Raw genomic sequence first — 21,288 nt, forward strand, 5'->3', positions numbered from 1 at the left:
GATCGCCGAGCGGCTGGTCATCTCGCACCGCACGGTGCAGAACCACGTCCAGAACACCCTCGGCAAGCTGCAGTTGCACAACCGCGTCGAGCTGGTGCGATACGCGATCGAACGCGGCCTGGACAGCGAAACCTGACACGGCGAGTGAGCCGAAGGGGCGCGCCGCTGTCGAAAGGGAGAGCGCGCGGAGACCCTGAGGTACGAAGGGTCGAGCACGGTCGACCGTCGACAGGGGCTGTAGCGCCCCGGAGGCGAACCGAGCCGCAAAAAAAGGGGCGTCAGCAGCCGGCACCGCTCGTTCGAGTGAAGTTGGCCGTCAACTGCCCCTGCGCACAGGGGATTCACTTCCCGCCCTATCCCGTGTGACCTGGATCACCGTTAGCGTGGCTTCCCGTATCGGGTCATTCACGCGTTTTCATGGGAGAAGGGAAAAACGATGCGGGTCGGAGTGCTGACCGGTGGCGGTGACTGCCCCGGGCTCAACGCGGTTATCCGCGCCGTCGTCCGCAAGGGCGTGCAGGGATACGGCTACGACTTCGTCGGCTTCCGGGACGGCTGGCGCGGTCCGCTCGAGGGCGACACCGTGACCCTCGACATCCAGGCCGTGCGCGGCATCCTGCCGCGCGGCGGCACGATTCTCGGGTCCTCCCGCACCAACCCCCTCAAGAGCCAGGACGGCATCCGCCGGGTCAAGGAAAACCTCGCCAAGGAGGAAGTCGACGCGCTGATCGCGATCGGCGGCGAGGACACGCTCGGGGTGGCCGCGCGGCTGTCCGGCGAGTACGGGATCCGCTGCGTCGGCGTCCCCAAGACCATCGACAACGACCTGTCCGCCACCGACTACACCTTCGGCTTCGACACCGCCGTCAACATCGCCACCGAGGCCATCGACCGCCTCCACACCACGGCCGAGTCGCATATGCGCGTCCTCGTCGTGGAGGTGATGGGCCGTCACGCGGGCTGGATCGCCCTCCATTCCGGGCTGGCCGGCGGCGCCAACGTCATCCTCATCCCCGAGCAGCGCTTCGACGTGGACCAGATCTGCGCCTGGGTCGAGTCCCGCTTCAAGATCCGTTACGCCCCGATCGTCGTCGTCGCGGAGGGCGCCATGCCCAAGGGCGGCGACGCGGTCCTCAAGGACGGGTCGCTCGACTCCTTCGGCCATGTCCGGCTCTCCGGTATCGGCGAGTGGCTGGCCAAGGAGATCGAGAGGCGCACCGGCAAGGAGGCCCGCACCACCGTCCTCGGCCACGTCCAGCGCGGCGGCACCCCCAGCGCCTTCGACCGCTGGCTCGCCACCCGCTTCGGGCTGCACGCCATCGACGCCGTCCGGGACGAGGACTACGGCAAGATGGTCGCGCTGCGCGGCACCGACATCGTCCGCGTCCCCCTCGCGGAGGCCACCGCACGGCTGAAGACCGTGGACCTCTCCCTGTACGCCGAGGCCGAGGTCTTCTTCGGCTGAGGCGCCACCCGCGAGGCTCTGCCCTCGGCCGCCCGGGGCCGCGTCCCGGGCGGCCGAGGGGGCACCGTCAGACCAGGACGGCGGCCAGCAGTTCGGCCACGATGGCGGAGCCGTTCAGGGTCAGTACGGACTCGGGGTGGAACTGGACGCCCGCGAAGTTCGGCCCGCGCAGGGCGTGTACCTCCCCGGTCGCCGGGTCGCGGCTGACCTCCACCCGGTGCATCGCCAGCTCGGCCGCGGCCGACTTGTCGCACCGGGCGGTGAAGGTGTTGTAGAAGCCGACGGTCTCCTCGCGTCCGAAGAAGCCGATCCGCTCCTGCGCGCCCTGGAACGGCACGTCCTTCCGTACGACCTCAAGACCCAGCTCGGCCGCCAGCAGTTCGTGCCCCAGGCACACGCCCAGCAGCCCGTGCCGGTGCCCGTGCACCAGGTCCGCCGTCAGCTCGCGCAGGAACCGCATCTTCGGGTCGGCCATGTCCGACGGGTCGCCCGGCCCCGGGCCGAGCACCACCGGTCCGTCATGGGCCAGCGCCGCCTCCCGTACCCCCGGGTCGTCGAACCGCCGCACGGTCACCGTCAGCCCGGTGGTCCGCAGCAGATGGGCCAGCATCGCGGTGAAGGTGTCCTCGCCGTCGACCACCAGAGCGTGGCCGGTCGGCGCCGAGGGCGCGGTCTCGGGCGTGTGCATCCGCAGCCAGAACGGGGCCAGGTCGGCCCGCCGGGCGTCCAGCGCCGCCCGCACCCGGGGGTCGTCCGCCAGGCGGGGGAGCGCGGGGCCGCCGGTCCGGTCCGCGGGCGCCGGGCGCACGCCGAGGGCGGTGAGCACCCCGGCCGCCTTGGCGTGAGTCTCGGCGACCTCGCTGTGCGGGTCGGAGTGGCGTACGAGCGTCGCCCCGACCGGCACCCGCAGCGCGCCGGCGGCGTCGATGTCGGCGGTGCGGATCAGGATCGGCGAGTCCAGGGTCTGCGCGCCGCCCGCGTCCCGCCCGATGAGCGCGAGCGCCCCCGCGTAGTAGCCGCGTCCCGCGCCGTCCGGCCCGGCGGGCTCGTACCGCTCGATCACCCGGCAGGCGTTCTGCACCGGCGAGCCGGTCACCGTCGCCGCGAACATCGTCTCCCGCAGCACGTCGCGGACGTCGAGGGAGGAGCGGCCGCGCAGCTCGTACTCGGTGTGCGCGAGATGTGCCATCTCCTTGAGCCGGGGGCCGACGACCACGCCGCCCATGTCGCCGACGGTGCACATCATCTTCAGCTCCTCGTCCACGACCATGGACAGCTCCTCCACCTCCTTGCGGTCGTGCAGAAACTCCAGCAGCCCGTCCAGCCGGGCCCCGTCCCGTGGATAGCGATACGTCCCGCTGATCGGGTTCATCACGACCGTCCCGCCGGACATCCGCACATGCACCTCGGGGCTGGCGCCCACCAGCGTCCGGCCGTCCGCCAGCCGGACGACATACGTCCAGTACGCGCCGCGCTCCCCGGCCAGCAGCCGCCGGAACAGCGCGAGCGCGTCGGCGCGGTCGAAGCCGGGGATCTCGCCCCGGAACGTCCTGCGGATCACGAAGTTCGCGCCCTCGCCGGTCCCGATCTCGTCCTCGACGACCCGCTCGACGATCGCCGCGTACTCGTCGTCGTCCACATCGAACGCCCCGCCCCGGGTCCGCACCTGGTGCGCGGGCAGCGCGTCAAGCAGCTCGCCCAGCGGCAGCTCGTACGTCTCCTCGGGCCGCAGCACGGCCAGCGGCGTCCCGTCGTCGCGTACGTCGAACCCGCGCTCGCGGATCTGCCGGAACGGCACCAGCGCCAGCGCGTCGCGCACGGCCGCGCCGGTGCCCGGGGTTCCGGTCGGCAGCGGGATGTCGGTCAGCCGCGCCACCTCGGTGACCGGGCCGAGCAGCACCTCGACGGTGTCGGGGGCGTGGCCGGGCGTACGGCGGTGCAGCAGGGCGAAGGGCGGGCAGTCGGCGGCCAGCAGCCGCCGGACGATCGCGTGCGGGTCGTCGTCGCGCGGGTCGTGGTCGCGCGGGTCGTGGTCGCGCGGGTCGTGGTCGCGCGGGTCATGGTGCGTGGCGGGAGTTCCCATGACAGGGGTTCCTTCCGGGAGGGAGGAACGACCCGCGGATACGCCGAAGGCCGCCCCTCGGGCGGCCTTCGCGATGTCGGTGAGTACGCGCGATCAGTGGGCCGCCGGATGAGCGGTCCACCACCAGGTCATGGTCAGTTGCGCGAACATGGCTGGGACCCTACCGCATCTCTCCCGCGCACATGTCTCCGCCGCCCCTCCGCCAGGGCCCTGCCGTGCCCCTGTGCGGTGGTGCGGGAGGGGCGAGGGGTGGCAGGTGTCTCATTTGGTGGGCAGGGGGCAGGACGGCTCGGCGGACCCCGTAACCTTGCTGGCGTGACCCTGAACGCTGAATCCCACACCGGTGGCCACACCTGGAAGTCTCTTCCCGCGGCGCAGCAGCCCGACTGGCCGGACCAAGCGGCTCTGCGCGAGGTGATCGCCGAGCTCGAGTCCTATCCGCCACTCGTTTTCGCGGGCGAGTGCGACCAGCTGCGCGACCGCCTGGGTGCCGTGGCCCGGGGTGAAGCGTTTTTGCTGCAGGGCGGCGACTGCGCCGAGGCGTTCGACGCCATCGGCGCGGACCAGATCCGTAACAAGCTCAAGACGCTGTTGCAGATGGGCGCCGTGCTGACCTACGCCGGGCAGGTCCCGGTCGTGAAGGTCGGGCGCATCGCCGGCCAGTACAGCAAGCCGCGCTCCAAGCCGACCGAGACCCGCGACGGGGTGACCCTGCCGACCTACCGAGGCGACTCGGTCAACGGCTTCGAGTTCACCGAGAAGGCCCGGATCCCGAACCCGCAGCGGCTCAAGCGGATGTACCAGGCCTCGGCCTCGACGCTGAACCTGGTGCGCGCCTTCACCACCGGCGGCTACGCGGACCTGCGCCAGGTGCACGCCTGGAACCAGGACTTCGTGAAGTCGTCCCCCGCGGGGCAGCGCTACGAGGCGCTGGCGCGCGAGATCGACCGGGCGCTGAACTTCATGAACGCCTGCGGGGTGGACCCGGAGGAGTTCAAGACCGTCGAGTTCTACTCCTCGCACGAGGCCCTGATCCTGGACTACGAGTCGGCGCTGACGCGTACGGACTCCCGTACGGGCGCGCTGTACGACGTGTCGGGCCACATGGTGTGGATCGGCGAGCGCACCCGCCAGCTGGACGGGGCGCATGTCGAGTTCGCCGCGCGGATCCGTAACCCCGTCGGCGTGAAGCTCGGCCCGACGACGACGCCCGAAGAGGCGCTGTCGCTGATCGACCGGATCGACCCGAACCGCGAGCCCGGCCGGCTCACCTTCATCACCCGGATGGGCGCGGACAAGATCCGCGACAAGCTGCCCGACCTGGTGGAGAAGGTCACGGCCTCCGGCGCCCAGGTGGCCTGGATCTGCGACCCGATGCACGGCAACACCTTCGAGGCGGCGTCCGGGCACAAGACCCGGCGCTTCGACGATGTGCTGGACGAGGTCAAGGGCTTCTTCGAGGTCCACAAGGGGCTCGGCACCCACCCGGGCGGTATCCATATGGAGCTGACCGGCGACGATGTCACCGAGTGCGTGGGCGGCGGCGACGAGATCTTCGTCGACGATCTGCACCAGCGCTACGAGACGGCCTGCGACCCGCGGCTCAACCGCAGCCAGTCGCTGGACCTGGCGTTCCTGGTCGCGGAGATGTACCGGGACCAGTGACGTACGGGGACCGGTGACATACCGGGACTGAACGGTGCGATGGGGCGCGGATCACATGATCTGCGCCCCATCGGCGTTGTCGGTCCTCGGGAGGGGGAGGTAAGGTAAGGGTTACCTCACTGATCGATCTGGAGAACCGCGTGTACGTCTGCTCATGCTTCGGCATCACCGAGAAGCAGGTGCGCGAGCACGCCGAGACCGGTGCCTGCACCCCCCGCCAGATCGCGGGCGCCTGCAAAGCCGGTACGGACTGCGGCTCCTGCGTACGGCGTATCCAGGCGCTGCTCGGCCGCGGGGCATGCCCCCGGCGCGAGTCCCTGGACACCCTCGGCCCGGCCGATGTGCCCGCCGTCGCGACGGGGTCCGAGCCCCAGGTCGCGGAAGCCGCGTAAACGCTCCGATCGGCTCTCCGGCGGGCTCTCCGGTCAGCTGTCCGGCTGTTCGATCTGCTGGGCGATGTAAAGCGCCTCGCCGAGCTTGTCGATCAGCGCGAGCTGGGTGTCGAGATAGTCGATGTGGTGTTCTTCGTCGGCCAGGATGTCCTCGAAGATATTGGCCGAGGTGATGTCGCCCTTGGTCCGCATGACCTCGATGCCGCGCTTGAGGCGGTCGATGGCCTCGATTTCCACCTGCCGGTCCGCCTGGAACATCTCGGTGACCGTCTGGCCCACGCGGACATGGAACAGCCGCTGATAATTGGGCAGCCCGTCCAGGAGCAGGATCCGGTCGGTGATCGTCTCCGCGTGCTTCATCTCATCGAACGATTCCGTCCGGGTGTATGTCGCGAGCTTCGTCCAGCCGAAGTTCTCCTGCATCTTCGAATGCAGGAAGTACTGATTGATCGCGGTCAGCTCACCGGTCAGCTGTTCGTTGAGAAACTCGAGGACCTCGGGGTCGCCCTGCATCGAAGGGGCTCCTTCCCATCAGAACGGGGACGGCGGGTTGTGCGCATCGTCGCACCGCCCTGTCGAGAGCGTCCAGTAAGTACACGCTTAGTGCGAGTTGCCCGGATAGCTGCTGCCCTGGTCACGACCACCCCCAAAGGTCTGACACCATGGAGTCCATGGGTCAGTCGGAAAGCCGCGAGGGGGAGCTCGGACAGCTGCCCCCGGGGCAGCGGCTGCAGCGCGGTTGGCCGGTTACGCACTATGGGCCGGTCCCCAAGTTCAAGCCGGACCGCTGGGAGTTCCGGGTCTTCGGCGCCACCGCCGACGGGGAAAAGCACGCCTGGACGCACGACGAGTTCTCGGCGCTGCCGTACTCCACCGTCGTCGCCGATCTGCACTGCGTGACGAAATTCAGCATGCTGGGCGCGGAATGGGGCGGCGTGGCGGCGCGTCGGATCGTGGAACTCGCGCCGCCCGCTCCCGAGGTCACGCATGTGATGGTGTGGGCGGAGTACGGCTTCAGCTCGAATCTGAGGCTCTCGGATTTCGCCGCCGAGAAGACCATCTTCGCCACGCACAAGGACGGCGAGCTGCTGACGGCCGAGCACGGATTTCCGGTCCGGCTGATCGTCCCCCATCTCTATGCCTGGAAGGGGCCCAAATGGGTCCGGGGCGTGGAGTACATGACCGCCGACCGCCGTGGCTTCTGGGAAGAGCGCGGCTATCACAACATCGGCGACCCGTGGGAGGAGCAGCGCTACTCCTACCAGGAGCAGCCGGGGGACGGCCCGGAGCTGTAGCGGCGCCTCGGCGGTGTCGTAGCTGTGCCGGTGGTGTCGGTGTCAGTGGTACTGGTGCACCACGGCGTGGCCCTTGCCGCGGCCGATCATCCACCGGTTGACGGGGGTGGTCACGGCGAAGGCGACCACGAAGGACAGCGCGAGGCTCAGCCAGAACAGCGCGTCGGACAGCGTCGCGTCCATCGCCCCCGGGAAGACCAGGATGGTCGCGTTGTCGGCGAGCTCCATCACGAGGATCGAGACGGTGTCCGCGGCGAGCGCGACCCGGAGGGCCGTACGCAGGTCAAGACCGGCGCGCAGTACGCCGCGCATGGTGAGCGAATAGCCGAAGAAGAAGGCGAGCACGATCGCCAGGACCATGGTCGGGGCGTTGTGCCAGCCGAGCGCGGTGCCGATGGCCATGCCCAGGATCTCGCCGATGGCGCAGCCGGTGAGGCAGTGCAGCGTGGCCTGGGCGGCCATGGCCCAGCTCGCCGGGGCGTGACCGGTATGACCGGCGTGGTCGCTGGGGTCGGTGTGGGCGTGCTGGTGGTGCTCATGTCCGGTGTGGACGTCGTGCTGCTCCATCGGGCTCACTCTCCGGTGGGTGAGGGTGTTCCTGCCGTCGTTTCCTTCGGTGAACCAGATACCCCAGCGGGGTATTCCCGATGCCTGTCGGTGTCAGCCGTCGCGGAGCTCCTTGAGCCGCGCCACATCCGTCGCATGCCCCTCCTTGCCGCCCGGAGTCTCGATCACCAGCGGCACCCCCTTCGTCGCCGGATGCCGGAACAGCTCCCGGAACGGATCGGCGCCGATATGGCCCGCGCCGATGTTCTCGTGGCGGTCCTTATGGGCCCCGACGACGTCCTTGGAGTCATTGGCGTGGATCAGTTTCAGCCGACCCTTGCCCGTGACCGCGACCAGCTCGTCGAGCGTCTTCTTCATCCCGCCCGGGGCCGCCAGATCGTGACCGGCGGCGAAGACATGGCAGGTGTCGAGGCAGACGCCCAGCTTGGGATGGCGGTCCAGCGCGTCGAAGTACGGGCCCAGGTCCTCGACCAGCGAACACAGCGAGGAGCCCTGTCCAGCCGTCGGCTCCAGCAGCAGCCAGGGGTCGTCGTCGTGGGTGAGCTCGTCGAGCAGCGGCAGGGCGCGCTCCCGCACCTGGGCGATCGCCTTGGGCCGCGGCCGGCCGCCGGTGGCGGAGCCCGTGTGGACGACGACGCCCAGCGCGCCGATGGCACGGCCGCGCCGCAGCGAGTGGCGCAGCGAGTCGACCGACCGCTCGGCCGTCTCGGCGCTGTGCGAGCCGAAGTTGATCAGGTACGGGGCGTGGACGTACGCCTTGATCGACTGGTCGGCGCACGCCGCGCGGAACTTCTCGTCCTGCGCCGCCACACCGTGCGGGGTGGCCCAGCCGCGCGGGTTGGCGACGAAGACCTGGACGGTCTCGGCGCCGATGTCGCGGGCGTACGGCAGGCCGATGGTGGCCAGGCCGCCGGCCACGCGGATATGGCCGCCGACCGGATTGCGGGCGCGGGTGCGGTTCTTGGACGTACTCACGAGGCCAGGGTGCCAGTCCGGGCCCGACGGCCGTGCGCCGGGCCCGGGGGACATCCCCTCAAGGCTCTCTCAGAAGACGCCCTTGAACTTGATCGTGATGGAGCTGCCCTTGGGCGCCTCGTCCCCGCCGTCCACCGACTGGTCGGTGACCGTGTCGCCGGGGAACAGCAGCGGCTTGTCCACGTCGACCTCGAAGCCCGCCGCCTCCAGGGTCTGCTTGGCGTCGCCCTCGGACATGCCCGTGACGTCCGGCACCTCGATCATCTCCTGGCCCTTGGACAGGGTCAGGGTGATGGTATCGCCCTTGGCGCCCTTGGTGTCCCCGTCCGAGGACGACTGCTCCGCGACCGAGCCCGCGTCCTCGTCCGAGAACACCCGCTCCTGCGCGATCTTCACCTTGAAGCCCGCGTCCTCGAGGTCGGACCGGGCGTCGTCCTCGGACTCGCCGACCACATCGGGGATGTCGATCTCGGGGCCCCTGCTGACCACGATCCCCACGGTGGTGTTCGGCCGGCGGGTGGTGCCGGCCCTCGGGTCGGTGCTGATCACCGAGCCCTGCGGCGTCTCGTCCCTGAACTCCTTGGTCACCTCGCCGACGGACAGATTCGCGTCCGAGATCTGCCGCCTCGCCTGCTTGAGCGGCATGCCCACGACATTGGGCACCTGGGTGCGCGGCGGCCCGTCGGAGATGTGGATCGTCACCGTGCCGGTGTTGCGGATCTGCTTACCGCCGCCCGGGTCGGTCTTGATGACCTTGCCCTTGTCCACGACATCGCTGAACTCCCGGGTGATCTTCACCTCGAGCCCGGCGTCCTTCAGTTTCTTCCGGGCGTCCGCCTCGGACTTGCCCAGCAGATACGGCATCTTCGTGAACTGGCCGGAATTGATGTACCAGATACCCACGCCGAGGCCGAGCGCGAGCACCAGCCCGACCACGATCGTCACGATCCCGCGGCGCGGCAGCCGGCCGCGGCCGGCGGACCGCCGGGGAGGACCGGTCTGCGGCGGCTGCGGCGGCAGCTCCAGCCTGCTGGTGAGATTGAGCTGCTGCTCATCGGCGGGCACCGGCCCCCCGATACCGCCGACCGGGCGCGGGATCACGCTCGTACGGTCCTCGGAGCCGTCGTGCGCGTCCGCCTTGGCCTGCGGGGGCACGGCGTCGAGCTGCTCGTCGGTCAGCGCGCCGCGCGCGGTCCGCGCGAGGCCGAGCAGTTCGACCGCGTCGGCGGGGCGCTGCCCGAGCTCGCGCGCGGTGGCCGCGGCGACCAGCTCGTCCAACTGCGGGGCGACCCCCGGCGCGAGGGCGGACGGCGGGGGCACATCCTCGTTCAGCCGCTGGTAGAGGACCTGCGCCGGGACGGTGCCGGTGTGCGGCTTGGCGCCGGTCAGCATCTCGTAGAGCATCACGCCGCAGGCGTAGACATCGGCGCGGGTGTCGGCCGTGCCGTGCTCGATCTGCTCGGGCGCGAGATAGGAGACGGTGCCCAGCAGCGTGCCGGTGGAGGCGTTGGTGTTGGTGTCCACGGCCCGCACCAGTCCGAAGTCGGCGACCTTCACCCGGCCGTCGTCGCCGATCAGCACGTTCTCCGGCTTCATGTCCCGGTGGACGAACCCCGCGCGGTGCGCGGCCCCGAGCGCGGCCAGCACCGGCTCCAGGATGTCCAGCGCGGCCCGCGGCTGCAGCGCACCGCGCTCGCGCAGCACATCGCGCAGCGTGCACCCGGCGACGTACTCCATCGCGAGATAGACATGGGAGCCGTCGGTGCCCTGGTCGAAAACGCCCACCACATTGGGGTGGGCGAGCCTGGCCACGGACTTCGCCTCGCGGATGAAGCGCTCGACGAAGGCGTCGTCGGTGGCGAGCGACTGATGCATCACCTTGAGGGCCAGCACGCGGTCGAGCCGCGTGTCGACGGCGCGGTAGACCGTTGCCATGCCGCCCGCGGCGATGCGCGCCTCGACGCGATAGCGGCCGTCGAGCAGCTGTCCGACCAAGGGGTCATGCAGGGTCGTATCCACGAGAGAGCAGTCTACGAGCCGACACGACACGCAAGGTCACCTGCCAGGCCCGGGCGCGGGACTGGTGCCGAACGGTGACACCGGGCGCGGCGGCGGGGTCGGCTTCGTGGCTGTTGTGCCTTCGCGTGCGCCTTGGTTGCGCGCGCCTGGTTGTGGGCGGGCCTTGGGTGCGCGTACGCCTTGGGCGCGGGCGAGCCCTGGCTGTGCGCGCGACCTAGTTGTGCGCGCGACCTAGTTGTGCGACGCGGCGGCCAGCGCTGCCAGCTCCTCCAGCGCGGTGGACCAGGTCGCCGCGGCGTACTCCGCGTGCTTGGCCTTCACGGCGTCCGGCACCGCGAGCTCCTGGATGCCGCTCTCGGTCAGGCGGAGCCGGGTGCCGGGGCCCTCGGTGGAGAGCGCGAACTCCACCAGGGTCGAGTCGCCCGGTTCCGCGCCCAGGGCGCGGTCCGGTTCGCTGGCGAGCCGGAAGCGGAACAGCGCGTCCGGCACCGCCTTCTCTACTCTGCCGTGGAACTCTCCCTGTTCATCCCAGCGGAAGCGGAGCGTCCCGCCGGGGCGCGGGTCGATTTCGCACCCCTCGAACGCGTACCAGACGCGGATGTGCTCGGGGGTCGTCAGCACCCGCCATACGCGGTCGACGGGCGCTTGGATGTACACCTCGCGCTCGATCCGGTCGGCCACCATGCCACCCATGTCACCCACGCTAACCGCTCACCGCCCTACCCGAACGCCGGGCGCTCCGGGTCCAGCGCGGCCAGTCCCTCCCCGGGTGAGGACGCATGGGCGAAATGGCGGCGCGGGATACGGCCGGCGCGGTGGGCCAGCCGGCCGGCCCGGACCGCATGCCGCATGGCCTCGGCCATCAGGACGGGCTCCTGGGCGCGGGTGACGGCGGACGCGAGCATCACCGCCGCGCAGCCCAGCTCCATGGCGAGCGCGGCGTCCGAGGCGGTGCCCGCCCCCGCGTCCAGGATCACCGGGACCGTGGCGTGCTCGATGATCAGCTGGAAGTTGTGCGGATTGCGGATGCCGAGGCCGGAGCCGATGGGGGAGCCCAGCGGCATGATCGCGGCGCAGCCCACGTCCTCCAGCCTGCGGGCCAGGACCGGGTCGTCGTTGGTGTACGGCAGGACGGTGAAACCGTCGTCGACCAGCGTCTCGGCGGCGTCCAGCAACTCGACCGGGTCGGGGAGCAGGGTCCGCTCGTCGGCCACCACCTCCAGCTTGACCCAGTCGGTGCCCAGCGCCTCCCGTGCCAGCCGGGCGGTCAGCACCGCCTCACCGGCCGTGAAGCACCCGGCGGTGTTGGGCAGCACACGGATGCCGTGCCGGCCGAGCACCGACAGGACCGAGCCCTGCACGGTGGGGTCCAGGCGGCGCATCGCGACGGTGGTCAGCTCCGTACCGGAGGCGAGCAGCGAGCGCTCCATGACCTCCAGGCTGGGCGCGCCGCCGGTGCCCATGATCAGGCGGGAGGAGAAGGCCGTCCCCGCGATGGTGAGCGGGTCCGGATCGGGGTCCGGGGCCGGGTCCGGCGCCGGTTCGGGGCGGACGGCGGTGACGTACGTCGTGTCGGGCATGGTGTTGTGCATCGTTTCGGCCATCTGGGGTTCAGCCTCCTTGGACCGCGGTGAGGACTTCGACCCGGTCTCCGTCGTCGAGCGGGGTGGCGGGCCACTGGCCGCGGGGGACGACCTGTTCGTTGACGGCCGCGGCGACCCCCGAGCGCGCCGGGGTCAGCTCCGCGACCAGCAGGTCGAGGGTGGTGCCGCCGGGGAGCTGGCGGGGCTCGCCGTTCACGGAGACGGTCATGGGGCCGGTCGTCGATGCGGTTTTGGAGGCGCTCATGTGGGCTGCTCCTGCGGTACGGGGGTGGTGGGGCCGACGGGCGCGGACTGGAAGCGCAGCGGGGAGAACGGCCGGGCCTCGTCCGGGAGTTCGCCGCGCGTCAGCACCTCGGCCATGACGTCGCCCGTGACGGGCGTGAGGAGGACGCCGTTGCGGTAATGGCCGGTGGCCACGAGCAGGCCGGGCAGCGCGCTCGGGCCGAGCAGCGGCGCGTTGTCGGGGGAGCCGGGGCGCAGCCCGGCGCGGGTCTCGACGAGCGGCAGCTCGGTGATGCCGGGCACCAGCTCATGCGCGTCACGCAGCAGTTCGTAGACGCCGCCCGCGGTGACCGTGGTGTCCCAGCCGAGCTCTTCCGAGGTGGCGCCGACGACCAGCTCGCCGTTCTCGCGCGGCACCAGATAGACATGCCCGCCGCGCACCTCGGCCCGTACGGTCCGGGACAGGAACGGCGCGTACGCGGGCGGTACGCGCAGCCGCAGCACCTGGCCCTTGACGGGGCGTACGGGGGGCAGGGCGCCCTCGGGGACGCCCGCGAGCCGTCCGCTGAAGCTGCCCGCGGCCAGTACGGTCCGCTCGGCGGCCAGCCGTGTGCCGTCGGGGAGTTCGACGCCGGTGGCGCGGTCCGCCGCGAGCGTGAGCCGTTCCGCGCGGGCGTGGTGGAAGACCACGCCGGCCCGCTCGCACGCGGTCAGCAGCGCCGCCGCCAGCCGCCGCGGGTCGATCTGGTGGTCCCCGTCGACGCGCAGGCCCCCGCGTACGCCCGGCGCGAGCATCGGCTCCAGGCGCCGGCATTCGCGACCCGTGAGCCACTGTGACTCCAGCCCGAGCCGCCGCTGGAAGTCATGGAGTTCGCGCAGGTGGGCGCGGTCGTCGGGGTCGAAGGCCACGGCGAGCGTGCCACAGGCGCGGTAGCCGACGTCCTGGCCGCTCGCCTCCTCCAGCTCGGCCACGAACTCCGGATAGCGGCGCGCGGAGGCGAGGTTGAGGGCGAGCAGCGTCTGCTCGCCGTAGTGGAGCTCGGTGACGGCCGCGAGCATTCCGGCCGCCACCTGGGCCGCGCCGCCGCCCGGCGCCGGGTCGGCGACGGCGGTGCGCAAGCCCCGCTGGGCCGCCCGCCACGCCGTGACCAGGCCGATGATGCCGCCGCCGATGACCAGCGCGTCGTACGGCCGGCCCGGCGGTCCGTCCGGCGGTCCGTCCGACGGCTCCTCCGACCCCGTACGCGAGGGTGTGCGAGATGCGTGCATGGGCGTAACGCCCCTCCCTTCGCCGGCATGACCCGGATCAGGTTCGTACGGTCGGAGGCCGCTTCAGCCTCCCTCTCAGCCCGCTGCGTCGGGCTCCCGCGAGTGCTTCGTCCCGCCAACCCTATTACGAGGCCGGAACCGCCCGGAAGGGCGAGCCCCGCCGGGCGGGCCGGGGCCCCGGCCGCTCCTGTGCCCGAGATCTCGTCAGCCGGTTCTCCGATGCGCCCCGTGCGCCGCCCTAGAGTGATCGTGTGAGCGATGAGACGACGAAGTCGGCGTCCCCGGGGGACAGCGGGCGGCAAGTGGTGATCGTCGGCGCGGGAATGGCCGGGGTGCAGACCGCCGTCGCGCTGCGCGACCAGGGCTGGAACGGCGGGATTCTGCTGCTCGGCGCCGAGGCGCACCAGCCGTACGACCGGCCGCCGCTGTCCAAGGCCGTGCTGCTCGGCAAGGCCGAGGGCTCCGCCTTCGACGTGGACTTCGCCGCGCTCGGCGTCGAGCTGCGGCTCGGGGTGTCCGTGACCGGCCTGGACACCGGCGCGCGGCGGCTGGAGACCGCGTCGGGCCCGGTGTCGTACGACGTCCTGGTGATCGCCACCGGCGCCGAGCCGATCACCCTGCCCGGTGGCGAGGGCGCGCCCGGCGTGCATCTGCTGCGTACGCTCGACGACGCGGAGCGGCTGCGCCCGGTGCTCGCCGGGCAGCGCGAGATCGTGGTGGTCGGGGCGGGCTGGATCGGCGCGGAGTTCGCCACGGCGGCGCGCGAGGCGGGCTGCGCCGTGACCGTGGTGGAGGCCGCCGACCGCCCGCTGGCGGGCGCCCTCCCGGCCGATGTCGCCGCCCCCATGGCCGGCTGGTACGCCGACTACGGCGTCGAGCTGGTCACCGGCGCGCAGGTGGCCTCCGTGGACGAGCAGGGGGTGCTGCTCCAGGACGGCACCCGGCTGAGCGCGGACGCGGTGGTCGTCGGCATCGGGGCGCGGCCCGCCACGGGCTGGCTGGCGGGCTCGGGCGTCGAGATGGCCCCGGACCGGTCCGTCGCCGCCGACGAACAGCTGCGCACCTCGGCGCCCGACGTCTACGCCGTCGGGGACTGCGCGTCGTTCCCCTCCGCCCGCTACGGCGAGCGGCTGCTGGTGCACCACTGGGACAACGCACTCCAGGGGCCGCGCACCGTCGCCGCCAATGTGGTCGGCAGCCGGACCGCGCATTTCACCGGTTCGGTCTACGACCCGGTGCCGTATTTCTGGTCCGAGCAGTTCGGCCGCTTCGTGCAGTACGCGGGCCACCACGCCGCCGCCGACGAACTCGTCTGGCGCGGCGACCCGGAGGGCGCGGCCTGGTCGGTGTGCTGGCTGCGCGACGGGGCGCTGGTCGCCCTGCTGGCCGTCGGCCGTCCGCGCGATCTGGCCCAGGGCCGCAAGCTGATCGAGCAGGGCTCCCGGCTGGACCGCGCCCTCGCCGCGGACCCGTCGGTGCCGCTCAAGTCGGCGGTCCTGTGACCCTCGGCGCGCCCCGGCGGTGACCCGGCCGAGGCGCGGCTGGCGGTGGCGTCACGGCACCGATGCCCGGTGCCCGACTACCCACTGTCAGTCCCAGATGGCAGGCTTGTCCCGTGACCGAGATTGACGCAAAGATCGATGCTCTCGTCCCCGCCTGGCTCACCGTCCCCGACATCGCCGAACGGCTCGGTGTCGAGGTGACGCGCGTGCGGCAGCTGGTCAAGGAGGGTCAGCTGATCGCGGTGCGCCGTGGCGAGAATCGGGTGCTCCAGGTGCCCGCCGAGTTCATCGGTGACGGAAAGGTCGTCAAGGGCCTAGCGGGCACCCTGACGCTTCTGAGGGACGACGGCTTCAGCGATGAGGAGATGCTGGAGTGGCTCTTCACCCCGGACCCGAGCCTGCCCGGCACCCCGGCTCAGGCCCTGCACGAGAATCGCGGCACCGAAGTCAAGCGCCGCGCCCAGGCGCTCGCCGTCTGAGCCGCGGCTGACCCACCGCACCATCCGTATCGTCATCGTCTGAATCATCACCCGCGGCGTACGGGCCGGCCGCTCCGGTCCGTACGCCGCCGACACGCCGCCCACACGCGGCCGGAACGCGGCCGGAACGCGGCCGGAACGCCGCCGATCCAGCCGCCGACCCAGCCGCCGATCCAGGGGGAAAGCCGTCCCGATGGCCGCCGCCACTGCCACTGCCACCGCCCGCGAGCAGCTTGCCGATGCCCGGCTCTATCTGTGCACCGGCGCCCGCCGGCGCCAGGACGATCTGCCGGAGTTCCTGGACGCCGTTCTGGGGGCGGGGGTGGACATCGTCCAGCTGCGTGACAAGGACATGGAGGCCCGCGAGGAGCTTGACCATCTCGGGGTGTTCGCCGACGCCTGCCGACGCCACGGCAAGCTGCTGGCGGTCAACGACCGGGCGGACGTCGCCCATGCCATCGGCTCCGATGTGCTGCACCTGGGCCAGGGCGATCTGCCGGTCCCGGCGGCGCGCGCGATCCTCGGCGCGGATGTGCTGATCGGGCGGTCCACCCACGCACCGGCCGAGGCGGAGGCCGCGGCCGTCGAGCCGGGCGTCGACTACTTCTGCACCGGGCCCTGCTGGCCCACCCCCACCAAGCCGGGGCGGTCCGCCCCGGGCCTGTCGCTGGTGCGCCACACGGCCGCCCTGAAGCCCGCTCGGCCCTGGTTCGCCATCGGCGGAATCGACGCCTCGAACCTGGACGAGGTGCTGGAGGCGGGCGCGCGGCGGATCGTCGTGGTGCGGGCGATCACCGAGGCCGAGGACCCCGGCGCGGCCACCGCCGAGCTGGCCAAGCGGGTGCGCGCTCGCGACCTGTGAGAGATGTGCCGGCCCGCTCGGTGTCGGCTCGGCGTCGGCAAAGTGTCCGCAGTACGGACCAAGACCCGGCGAAAGGGGCATAACGTCGCTGCCCGCTGTCCGTGTGCCGCACCGCTGGCTAACCTTCCCGTATGGCCCTTGGCACAGCCTCCACCAGGACAGATCGCGCGCGGACAGTGCGTGATCTGCTCGCATCAGGCGAGCAGTCGTACTCCTTCGAATTCTTCGCCCCGAAGACGGAGAAGGGAGAACAGACGCTGTGGAACGCCATCCGTCGGCTCGAAGCCGTCTCGCCGACCTTCGTCTCCGTGACCTACGGAGCGGGCGGCTCCTCCCGTGAGGGGACCGTGCGCGTCACCGAGCGCATCGCGACCGACACCACGCTCACCCCGGTCGCCCACCTCACCGCCGTCAACCACTCCCGCGCCGAGCTCCGCAACATCATCGGGCAGTACGCGGGCGCCGGGATCCGCAACATGCTGGCGCTGCGCGGCGACCCGCCCGGCGACCCGATGGGCGAGTGGGTCCGCCACGCCGACGGCGTCACCTACGCCGCCGAACTGGTCGAGCTGATCAAGGAGTCGGGCGACTTCTGCGTCGGCGTCGCGGCCTTCCCCGAGATGCACCCGCGCTCGGCGGACTGGGACACCGACGTCCGCCACTTCGTCGACAAGTGCCGCGCGGGCGCGGACTTCGCGATCACCCAGATGTTCTTCTACGCCGAGGACTATCTGCGGCTGCGCGACCGGGTCGCCGCCACGGGCTGTACGACGCCGATCATCCCTGAAATCATGCCCGTCACAAACGTGAAGCAGATCGAGCGCTTCGCGCAGCTGAGCAATGCCGCCTTCCCGCCCGAGCTCGCGGAGCGGATCCTGGCGGTGAAGGACGACGCGGCGGCTGTACGCTCGATCGGAATCGACTACGCCACGGAATTGTGCGCGCGGTTGATGGCCGAGGAGATCCCCGGACTTCACTTCATTACGCTGAACCACTCCCCGGCGACGCTGGAGATCTACGAGAATCTGGGACTGCATCAGCGGTCCTGAGGACGGCAGCCGAGGGGCGGCCGCACGAGAGGGGCGGGCATGGGCTGGACGGTCCTCTACATCGCGTTCGGCGTGGTCGCGCTGTGGTTGCTGGGAGAGGTGCTGCTGCAGTACAAGGCGCGGCTGCGCTGGCGGCTCCTCGCCTTCACCGGTTTCCTCGGTGTGGTGGCCGGGGTGCTCATCCCGTCCGTGCCGGTGATCGGCGTGGGGGCGATCACCTTCGCGATCGGCCAGACGTACGTCACGCTGTCCTTCCGGCGCGGCTTCGTCGCCGGATGGGCGCTGCGCGGGGTGCCCGGTCTCAGCCGCGGGGAGGACGAGAGCGCCCCGCCCCCGGTGGACGCCGAGCCGACGCTCCAGGTCTCCGATCTGGAGGCGGTCCCGATGGCCGCACAGGAGCCGCCCGCGTACCAGCCGGAGCCGCTGCCCGACGACACGGGCGAGTACGGCGTCTACGGCGACGCCGCCGCGCACGCGGCACAGAGCGCGTCGGCCCCGCAGCAGGGCGCGGGGTTCGGCGGCTACGGCGGCTATGAGACCTACGGCGGCTACGGCACCACGGACGGCCGAGACGTCTACGCGGACGCGGCCCAGGGCCAGAGCAACGGCCAGGACGTCTACGCGGACGCCGGGCAGTACGGCTACGGCGCCGGGGCGTACGCGGGCTACACCGACCCGTACGGCGGCTCCCAGCAGCCGGGCTACGACCAGCAGGGCGGTCAGCAGTACGGCGACCAGCACCAGCAGTACGCCGGGCAGTACGCCGCCTACGGCCAGGACCAGTACGGCGGCGGCGACGCCCTCGGCGACCACTACGCCGCGGAGCCCTCCTACGGCGGGGAGCAGCAGTACGCCCCGGACGCCGGGATGCAGCCCGGCGGGGGATGGGTCCCCCAGCAGCGCGACGGCGACGGGGGGCCTCCGCAGGACCAGTCGCAGTACCCGTACCAGCAGCAGGACTACAACAACGGCGGCTACGACGAGCGGTACCGCTACTGACCGATCACTGCCGCATCAGCGCCGTACCGCCGCAGTGATCAGTGCGGTCGCCGTGGTCACTGCGAGCCGCGCCAGTCCGCGCCGCCGACGATCAGGCCGGCCACCATCGTGCCGGACATCCCCGCATGTGCCAGCCCGCCGCCAGGATGCGCCCAGCCGCCCGCCAGATACAGGCCCGGCAGCCGGGTCGCGTTCGCGGGGCGCAGAAAGCGGCCCTCCGCGCCTGCCAGCGCGGGTCCGGGCACGGCGCCGCCCGCGGCGCCGGTGTCCGCGGCGGTGTCGGCGGGGGTGCGCACCTCGCGCCACATGAGCCGGTCGCGCAGCCCCGGTATCGCTGCCTCGGCGACCGCCACGAGCTGGTCCGCGTCCTCCTCGGCGGCCGTGCCGTCGATCCAGTCCACCGGCCCGTGCGGGGCGACGGTCGCGGTGAGCGTGATGGCCTCGTGGTCCTCGTCGGGGCGGGTCGTGGGGTCGTCCGGGCGCAGCACGGTCACCGTTGGGCGGGGGCACGGCGCGCGCGTCCCGAGACCGGCACCGGACCCGCCGGACCCGCCGACCCCGCCGGACCCGCCGACCCCGTCGGACCCGCCTGCCTCGCCGAAGATCGCCGCCAGCTCGGCGTCGCGATCCGGGGCGTGCACCACCGTGCGATGCACCGTGTCCTGGGGGCGCGCGCCGCGCAGCGCGAGGAACACCGTGAGCCGCCCCGCCGTCCCATCGCCGGGTCCGCCGCCGGGGCGCACATCGCCGTCGTGCCAGGGCTCGGCGCCGCCGAGCAGCGCGGGCAGCAGCGCCGGGTCGATGCCGGCCACCACCGCGTCCGCCTCCGCCACCGAGCCGTCGGCCAGCTCCACGCCCGCCGCGCGCCCGTCCTTCTCGACGATGCCGACGACCTCGGCGCCGAAGCTGAACCGCACCTTCCGGGCCCGGCAGCGCTCGTACACCGCGTCTGCCAGCGCCCGCATGCCGCCGCGCGCGTACCAGGTGCCGAAGGTCTGCTCCAGATAGGGCAGCACCGCGGCACTGGCCGGAGCGGTGCGCGGATCGAGGCTGTGCGCGAGCGCATGGCTCTCCAGCAGGGCGACGGCCCTGGGGTCCTTCAGCTCACGGCGCGCCACATCGGCGAGCGTGACGGGTCTCCGGGTGGCTCCACCGTCCCGCCGGAACCACCCGGAGACCCCGCGCCGGGCCGGCGCCGGATACGGATCGCGGCCCAGGACCTGCCAGTCCGCGCGCAGCGGCTCCTCGAGCAGCGGTCTGCGGGTGGCGTCCCAGGCCTCGCGCGCCCGGTTGACCAGGTCGCTCCAGCGCTCGCCCGCGCCCGCGCCGAAGGCGTCGTCCAGCGCCCGGACGACCCCCGCCCGCGAGGCGTTGGGCAGCGGGACGTCCGTGCCGTCGGCGAAGACATGCCTGCTCGCGGGGTCGACCTGGGCCAGCTCGACGCACTGCTCCAGGGTCTCCTTGCCGGTCTTCACAAACAGATCGCGATAGACGGCGGGCAGATGGAGCAGCCCGGGGCCGGTGTCGAAGGCGAAGCCGTCCCGCTCGAAGCGCCCGACCCCGCCGCCATGAGTCCGCCCGCGCTCGTACACCGCCACCTGGTGGCCCGCGACGGCCAGCCGGGCGGCGGCCGCCATGGCGCCCATCCCAGCGCCGATCACCGCAATCCGTGCCATGACCGCGACTTTATCCGTCACCACTGACACCCGGGCACCGCGGCCTGGGGACAAGCGCCCAGGGCTTGAGTACAGGTACCTAGGCGGACAGATGAGTAGCCGCGCGGATGGGTCATGACCTGTGTGGACGGGAGAGTGGTGGACGCGGAAGGGGCGCGGCGCCGGACCGCCGACACGGGGCGGCGGAACGGCGTGGCGACCTGTCCGAGTGGGGGGAGTCCCCCCGGGGGAACGCAGGGGACGGGGAGGTTCCCCCAGCCATCGCTGGGGGCGCCCCCTGTTCCGGTGCGGATCGATCGGGGTTCGAACCGCACCAGAACAGGGGGTCCCCGGCGGTAGCTGGGGGAACCTCTCTGGGTTCAGCCAGGCTCAGCCCGGGGTCCGGGCACCCTCGGCGGGTGCTCCGGCACCCTGGGCCGGAGCTCCGCCCACACAGCCTTGCAGCAGCCGCGAGAGCGCGGCGTGCACATCGTCCAGCGACCGCTCCGGCTGGTACGACTGCCAGTCCAGCGCCGCCACCAGCACCATCCCGAACAGCGCCGAGGCCGTCAGCGGGATGTCGATGTCCTCGCTCAGCTCCCGCGCCGCCACGCCCTCCCGCAGCACCGACTCGATCACCGCTATGGCCTGCCGCCGCACCACCATCAGCGTGGACTGCCAGGGGCGGTTGGTGCGCCACAGCTCGGCGACGTACAGCTGGGTCAGCGAGGGGTGGCGGGCGATGAAGTGCAGCCCCGCGCGGACCATCGCGTCCAGCGCGTCGACATGGCTGCCGCCGCGTTCGGCGGTCTCGTCGGCGGCGCTCTGGAGCGAGGCGGTCAGCAGCTCGATGCCGTGCCGCAGCAACTCCTCGAAGAGCACGGTCTTGCTCGCGAAGTTGTAGTAGACCGTGCCCTTGGCCACTCCGGCCCGTTCGGCGATCTCGTCCACGGTGGTGGAGGAGAACCCCTGCTCCGCGATGAGGGTGACCGCTGCCTCGAAAAGCTTCTGCCGGGTGGCCTGGCGACGCGTGCTGCTGCTGTCCATGGCGCTGATTGTGCCCGCTGCCGAAGTGGCCCCGCTCACAGGTCCGTTACCCAAGACGATCACATGTCCGGTTCCGGGCGGGCCGCTTCACCGCCCCCGGCCCGCCCTCGGCCCGCGCCCGCCGCGGTGCTGCGAGGCA

General features: G+C 71.9%; 22 protein-coding genes and 1 riboswitch. Of the genes, 10 read left to right on the forward strand and 12 right to left on the reverse strand.

Features of this window, described 5'->3' with window-relative positions:
- Both CCN51_RS03615 and CCN51_RS03620 read left to right on the forward strand, forming a co-directional pair.
- The coding region (locus tag CCN51_RS03615) for a response regulator transcription factor (RefSeq protein ID WP_143675719.1) at positions 1–136 on the forward strand (136 nt) is incomplete at its 5' end.
- 300 nt (positions 137–436) lie between these two features.
- A complete protein-coding gene (locus CCN51_RS03620) occupies positions 437–1,465 on the forward strand; it encodes a 6-phosphofructokinase (RefSeq protein ID WP_014180413.1) in 1,029 nt (342 codons plus the stop codon).
- 67 nt (positions 1,466–1,532) lie between these two features.
- Here CCN51_RS03620 and CCN51_RS03625 read toward each other — a convergent pair whose 3' ends face one another.
- On the reverse strand, positions 1,533–3,548 hold the full coding sequence (locus CCN51_RS03625; protein ID WP_245881571.1) for an anthranilate synthase family protein: 2,016 nt from the start codon (positions 3,546–3,548) through the stop codon (positions 1,533–1,535).
- A gap of 93 nt (positions 3,549–3,641) precedes the next feature.
- Positions 3,642–3,698, reverse strand: a complete 57-nt coding sequence (locus CCN51_RS59815) for a trp operon leader peptide (protein WP_106436732.1) — start codon at positions 3,696–3,698, stop codon at positions 3,642–3,644.
- A gap of 165 nt (positions 3,699–3,863) precedes the next feature.
- Between CCN51_RS59815 and CCN51_RS03630 the strand changes: the two genes are divergently transcribed.
- Both CCN51_RS03630 and CCN51_RS03635 read left to right on the forward strand, forming a co-directional pair.
- On the forward strand, positions 3,864–5,213 hold the full coding sequence (locus CCN51_RS03630; RefSeq protein WP_014180415.1) for a class II 3-deoxy-7-phosphoheptulonate synthase: 1,350 nt from the start codon (positions 3,864–3,866) through the stop codon (positions 5,211–5,213).
- Positions 5,214–5,353: 140 nt separating this feature from the next.
- Positions 5,354–5,605, forward strand: coding sequence for a (2Fe-2S)-binding protein (locus CCN51_RS03635; protein ID WP_014180416.1), 252 nt, complete (start codon positions 5,354–5,356; stop codon positions 5,603–5,605).
- Between the two features lie 33 nt (positions 5,606–5,638).
- Here CCN51_RS03635 and bfr read toward each other — a convergent pair whose 3' ends face one another.
- Entirely contained in the window at positions 5,639–6,118 is a 480-nt protein-coding gene (gene bfr, locus CCN51_RS03640) for a bacterioferritin (RefSeq protein ID WP_014180417.1), read from the reverse strand.
- A gap of 158 nt (positions 6,119–6,276) precedes the next feature.
- Here bfr and CCN51_RS03645 point away from each other — a divergent pair, with 158 nt between their 5' ends.
- Positions 6,277–6,900: a sulfite oxidase-like oxidoreductase gene (locus CCN51_RS03645; RefSeq protein WP_043487790.1), complete on the forward strand. Its 624-nt coding sequence runs from the start codon at positions 6,277–6,279 to the stop codon at positions 6,898–6,900.
- Positions 6,901–6,942: 42 nt separating this feature from the next.
- On the opposite strand, the gene CCN51_RS03650 is transcribed toward CCN51_RS03645, so the two are convergent.
- The 7 genes from CCN51_RS03650 to thiO form a co-directional block, all read right to left on the reverse strand.
- Positions 6,943–7,467: a DUF4396 domain-containing protein gene (locus CCN51_RS03650; protein WP_014180419.1), complete on the reverse strand. Its 525-nt coding sequence runs from the start codon at positions 7,465–7,467 to the stop codon at positions 6,943–6,945.
- 93 nt (positions 7,468–7,560) lie between these two features.
- Positions 7,561–8,496 carry a deoxyribonuclease IV gene (locus CCN51_RS03655; RefSeq protein WP_014180420.1) on the reverse strand — a complete coding sequence of 312 codons (936 nt, stop codon included), beginning with the start codon at positions 8,494–8,496 and terminating at the stop codon, positions 7,561–7,563.
- Between the two features lie 15 nt (positions 8,497–8,511).
- On the reverse strand, positions 8,512–10,461 hold the full coding sequence (pknB, locus tag CCN51_RS03660) for a Stk1 family PASTA domain-containing Ser/Thr kinase (RefSeq protein WP_014180421.1): 1,950 nt from the start codon (positions 10,459–10,461) through the stop codon (positions 8,512–8,514).
- Positions 10,462–10,692: 231 nt separating this feature from the next.
- On the reverse strand, positions 10,693–11,154 hold the full coding sequence (locus tag CCN51_RS03665) for an SRPBCC domain-containing protein (RefSeq protein WP_106436733.1): 462 nt from the start codon (positions 11,152–11,154) through the stop codon (positions 10,693–10,695).
- A gap of 26 nt (positions 11,155–11,180) precedes the next feature.
- Positions 11,181–12,041: a thiazole synthase gene (locus tag CCN51_RS03670; RefSeq protein WP_078610974.1), complete on the reverse strand. Its 861-nt coding sequence runs from the start codon at positions 12,039–12,041 to the stop codon at positions 11,181–11,183.
- 31 nt (positions 12,042–12,072) lie between these two features.
- Positions 12,073–12,273 carry a sulfur carrier protein ThiS gene (gene thiS / locus CCN51_RS03675; RefSeq protein WP_043491935.1) on the reverse strand — a complete coding sequence of 67 codons (201 nt, stop codon included), beginning with the start codon at positions 12,271–12,273 and terminating at the stop codon, positions 12,073–12,075.
- A 32-nt stretch (positions 12,274–12,305) separates the two neighbouring features.
- Positions 12,306–13,556 (reverse strand): glycine oxidase ThiO, encoded by a 1,251-nt coding sequence (gene thiO / locus CCN51_RS03680; RefSeq protein WP_014180425.1) that lies wholly within the window; start codon positions 13,554–13,556, stop codon positions 12,306–12,308.
- A riboswitch (TPP riboswitch) is annotated at positions 13,553–13,666 on the reverse strand. It overlaps the preceding gene by 4 nt.
- A 141-nt stretch (positions 13,667–13,807) precedes the next feature.
- Between thiO and CCN51_RS03685 the strand changes: the two genes are divergently transcribed.
- From CCN51_RS03685 to CCN51_RS03705, 5 genes are all read left to right on the forward strand, one after another.
- Positions 13,808–15,058: an NAD(P)/FAD-dependent oxidoreductase gene (locus tag CCN51_RS03685; RefSeq protein ID WP_043487795.1), complete on the forward strand. Its 1,251-nt coding sequence runs from the start codon at positions 13,808–13,810 to the stop codon at positions 15,056–15,058.
- Positions 15,059–15,171: 113 nt separating this feature from the next.
- On the forward strand, positions 15,172–15,537 hold the full coding sequence (locus tag CCN51_RS03690; protein ID WP_014180427.1) for an Rv2175c family DNA-binding protein: 366 nt from the start codon (positions 15,172–15,174) through the stop codon (positions 15,535–15,537).
- 193 nt (positions 15,538–15,730) lie between these two features.
- Positions 15,731–16,399 (forward strand): thiamine phosphate synthase, encoded by a 669-nt coding sequence (gene thiE, locus CCN51_RS03695; protein WP_014180428.1) that lies wholly within the window; start codon positions 15,731–15,733, stop codon positions 16,397–16,399.
- Between the two features lie 131 nt (positions 16,400–16,530).
- Positions 16,531–17,448, forward strand: coding sequence for a methylenetetrahydrofolate reductase [NAD(P)H] (metF, locus tag CCN51_RS03700; protein ID WP_055414034.1), 918 nt, complete (start codon positions 16,531–16,533; stop codon positions 17,446–17,448).
- A gap of 39 nt (positions 17,449–17,487) precedes the next feature.
- Positions 17,488–18,447 carry a membrane protein gene (locus tag CCN51_RS03705; protein WP_014180430.1) on the forward strand — a complete coding sequence of 320 codons (960 nt, stop codon included), beginning with the start codon at positions 17,488–17,490 and terminating at the stop codon, positions 18,445–18,447.
- A gap of 56 nt (positions 18,448–18,503) precedes the next feature.
- Here the strand turns inward: CCN51_RS03705 and CCN51_RS03710 are convergent, their stop codons facing one another.
- The gene (locus CCN51_RS03710) at positions 18,504–20,123 is read right to left on the reverse strand and encodes a phytoene desaturase family protein (RefSeq protein ID WP_014180431.1); all 1,620 of its coding nucleotides are present in this window, start codon (positions 20,121–20,123) and stop codon (positions 18,504–18,506) included.
- Between the two features lie 369 nt (positions 20,124–20,492).
- Positions 20,493–21,149: a TetR/AcrR family transcriptional regulator gene (locus CCN51_RS03715; RefSeq protein ID WP_014180432.1), complete on the reverse strand. Its 657-nt coding sequence runs from the start codon at positions 21,147–21,149 to the stop codon at positions 20,493–20,495.
- Between the last annotated feature and the right edge of the window lie 139 nt (positions 21,150–21,288).

Source organism: Streptomyces milbemycinicus, from assembly GCF_002154605.1.
Taxonomy (GTDB): Bacteria; Actinomycetota; Actinomycetes; order Streptomycetales; family Streptomycetaceae; genus Streptomyces; species Streptomyces milbemycinicus.

What these genes read in the sequence shown, in the direction of transcription:
- CCN51_RS03715 (WP_014180432.1), bottom strand. Translation starts at nt 21,149, where the DNA reads ATGGACAGCAGCAGCACGCGTCGCCAGGCCACCCGGCAGAAGCTTTTC.
- CCN51_RS03620 (WP_014180413.1), top strand. Translation starts at nt 437, where the DNA reads ATGCGGGTCGGAGTGCTGACCGGTGGCGGTGACTGCCCCGGGCTCAAC.
- CCN51_RS03665 (WP_106436733.1), bottom strand. Translation starts at nt 11,154, where the DNA reads ATGGGTGGCATGGTGGCCGACCGGATCGAGCGCGAGGTGTACATCCAA.
- CCN51_RS03650 (WP_014180419.1), bottom strand. Translation starts at nt 7,467, where the DNA reads ATGGAGCAGCACGACGTCCACACCGGACATGAGCACCACCAGCACGCC.
- CCN51_RS03710 (WP_014180431.1), bottom strand. Translation starts at nt 20,123, where the DNA reads ATGGCACGGATTGCGGTGATCGGCGCTGGGATGGGCGCCATGGCGGCC.
- thiO (WP_014180425.1), bottom strand. Translation starts at nt 13,556, where the DNA reads ATGCACGCATCTCGCACACCCTCGCGTACGGGGTCGGAGGAGCCGTCG.
- CCN51_RS03670 (WP_078610974.1), bottom strand. Translation starts at nt 12,041, where the DNA reads ATGCCCGACACGACGTACGTCACCGCCGTCCGCCCCGAACCGGCGCCG.
- CCN51_RS03625 (WP_245881571.1), bottom strand. Translation starts at nt 3,548, where the DNA reads ATGGGAACTCCCGCCACGCACCATGACCCGCGCGACCACGACCCGCGC.
- CCN51_RS03645 (WP_043487790.1), top strand. Translation starts at nt 6,277, where the DNA reads ATGGGTCAGTCGGAAAGCCGCGAGGGGGAGCTCGGACAGCTGCCCCCG.
- CCN51_RS03655 (WP_014180420.1), bottom strand. Translation starts at nt 8,496, where the DNA reads ATGTCCCCCGGGCCCGGCGCACGGCCGTCGGGCCCGGACTGGCACCCT.
- bfr (WP_014180417.1), bottom strand. Translation starts at nt 6,118, where the DNA reads ATGCAGGGCGACCCCGAGGTCCTCGAGTTTCTCAACGAACAGCTGACC.
- CCN51_RS03705 (WP_014180430.1), top strand. Translation starts at nt 17,488, where the DNA reads ATGGGCTGGACGGTCCTCTACATCGCGTTCGGCGTGGTCGCGCTGTGG.
- thiE (WP_014180428.1), top strand. Translation starts at nt 15,731, where the DNA reads ATGGCCGCCGCCACTGCCACTGCCACCGCCCGCGAGCAGCTTGCCGAT.
- thiS (WP_043491935.1), bottom strand. Translation starts at nt 12,273, where the DNA reads ATGACCGTCTCCGTGAACGGCGAGCCCCGCCAGCTCCCCGGCGGCACC.
- metF (WP_055414034.1), top strand. Translation starts at nt 16,531, where the DNA reads ATGGCCCTTGGCACAGCCTCCACCAGGACAGATCGCGCGCGGACAGTG.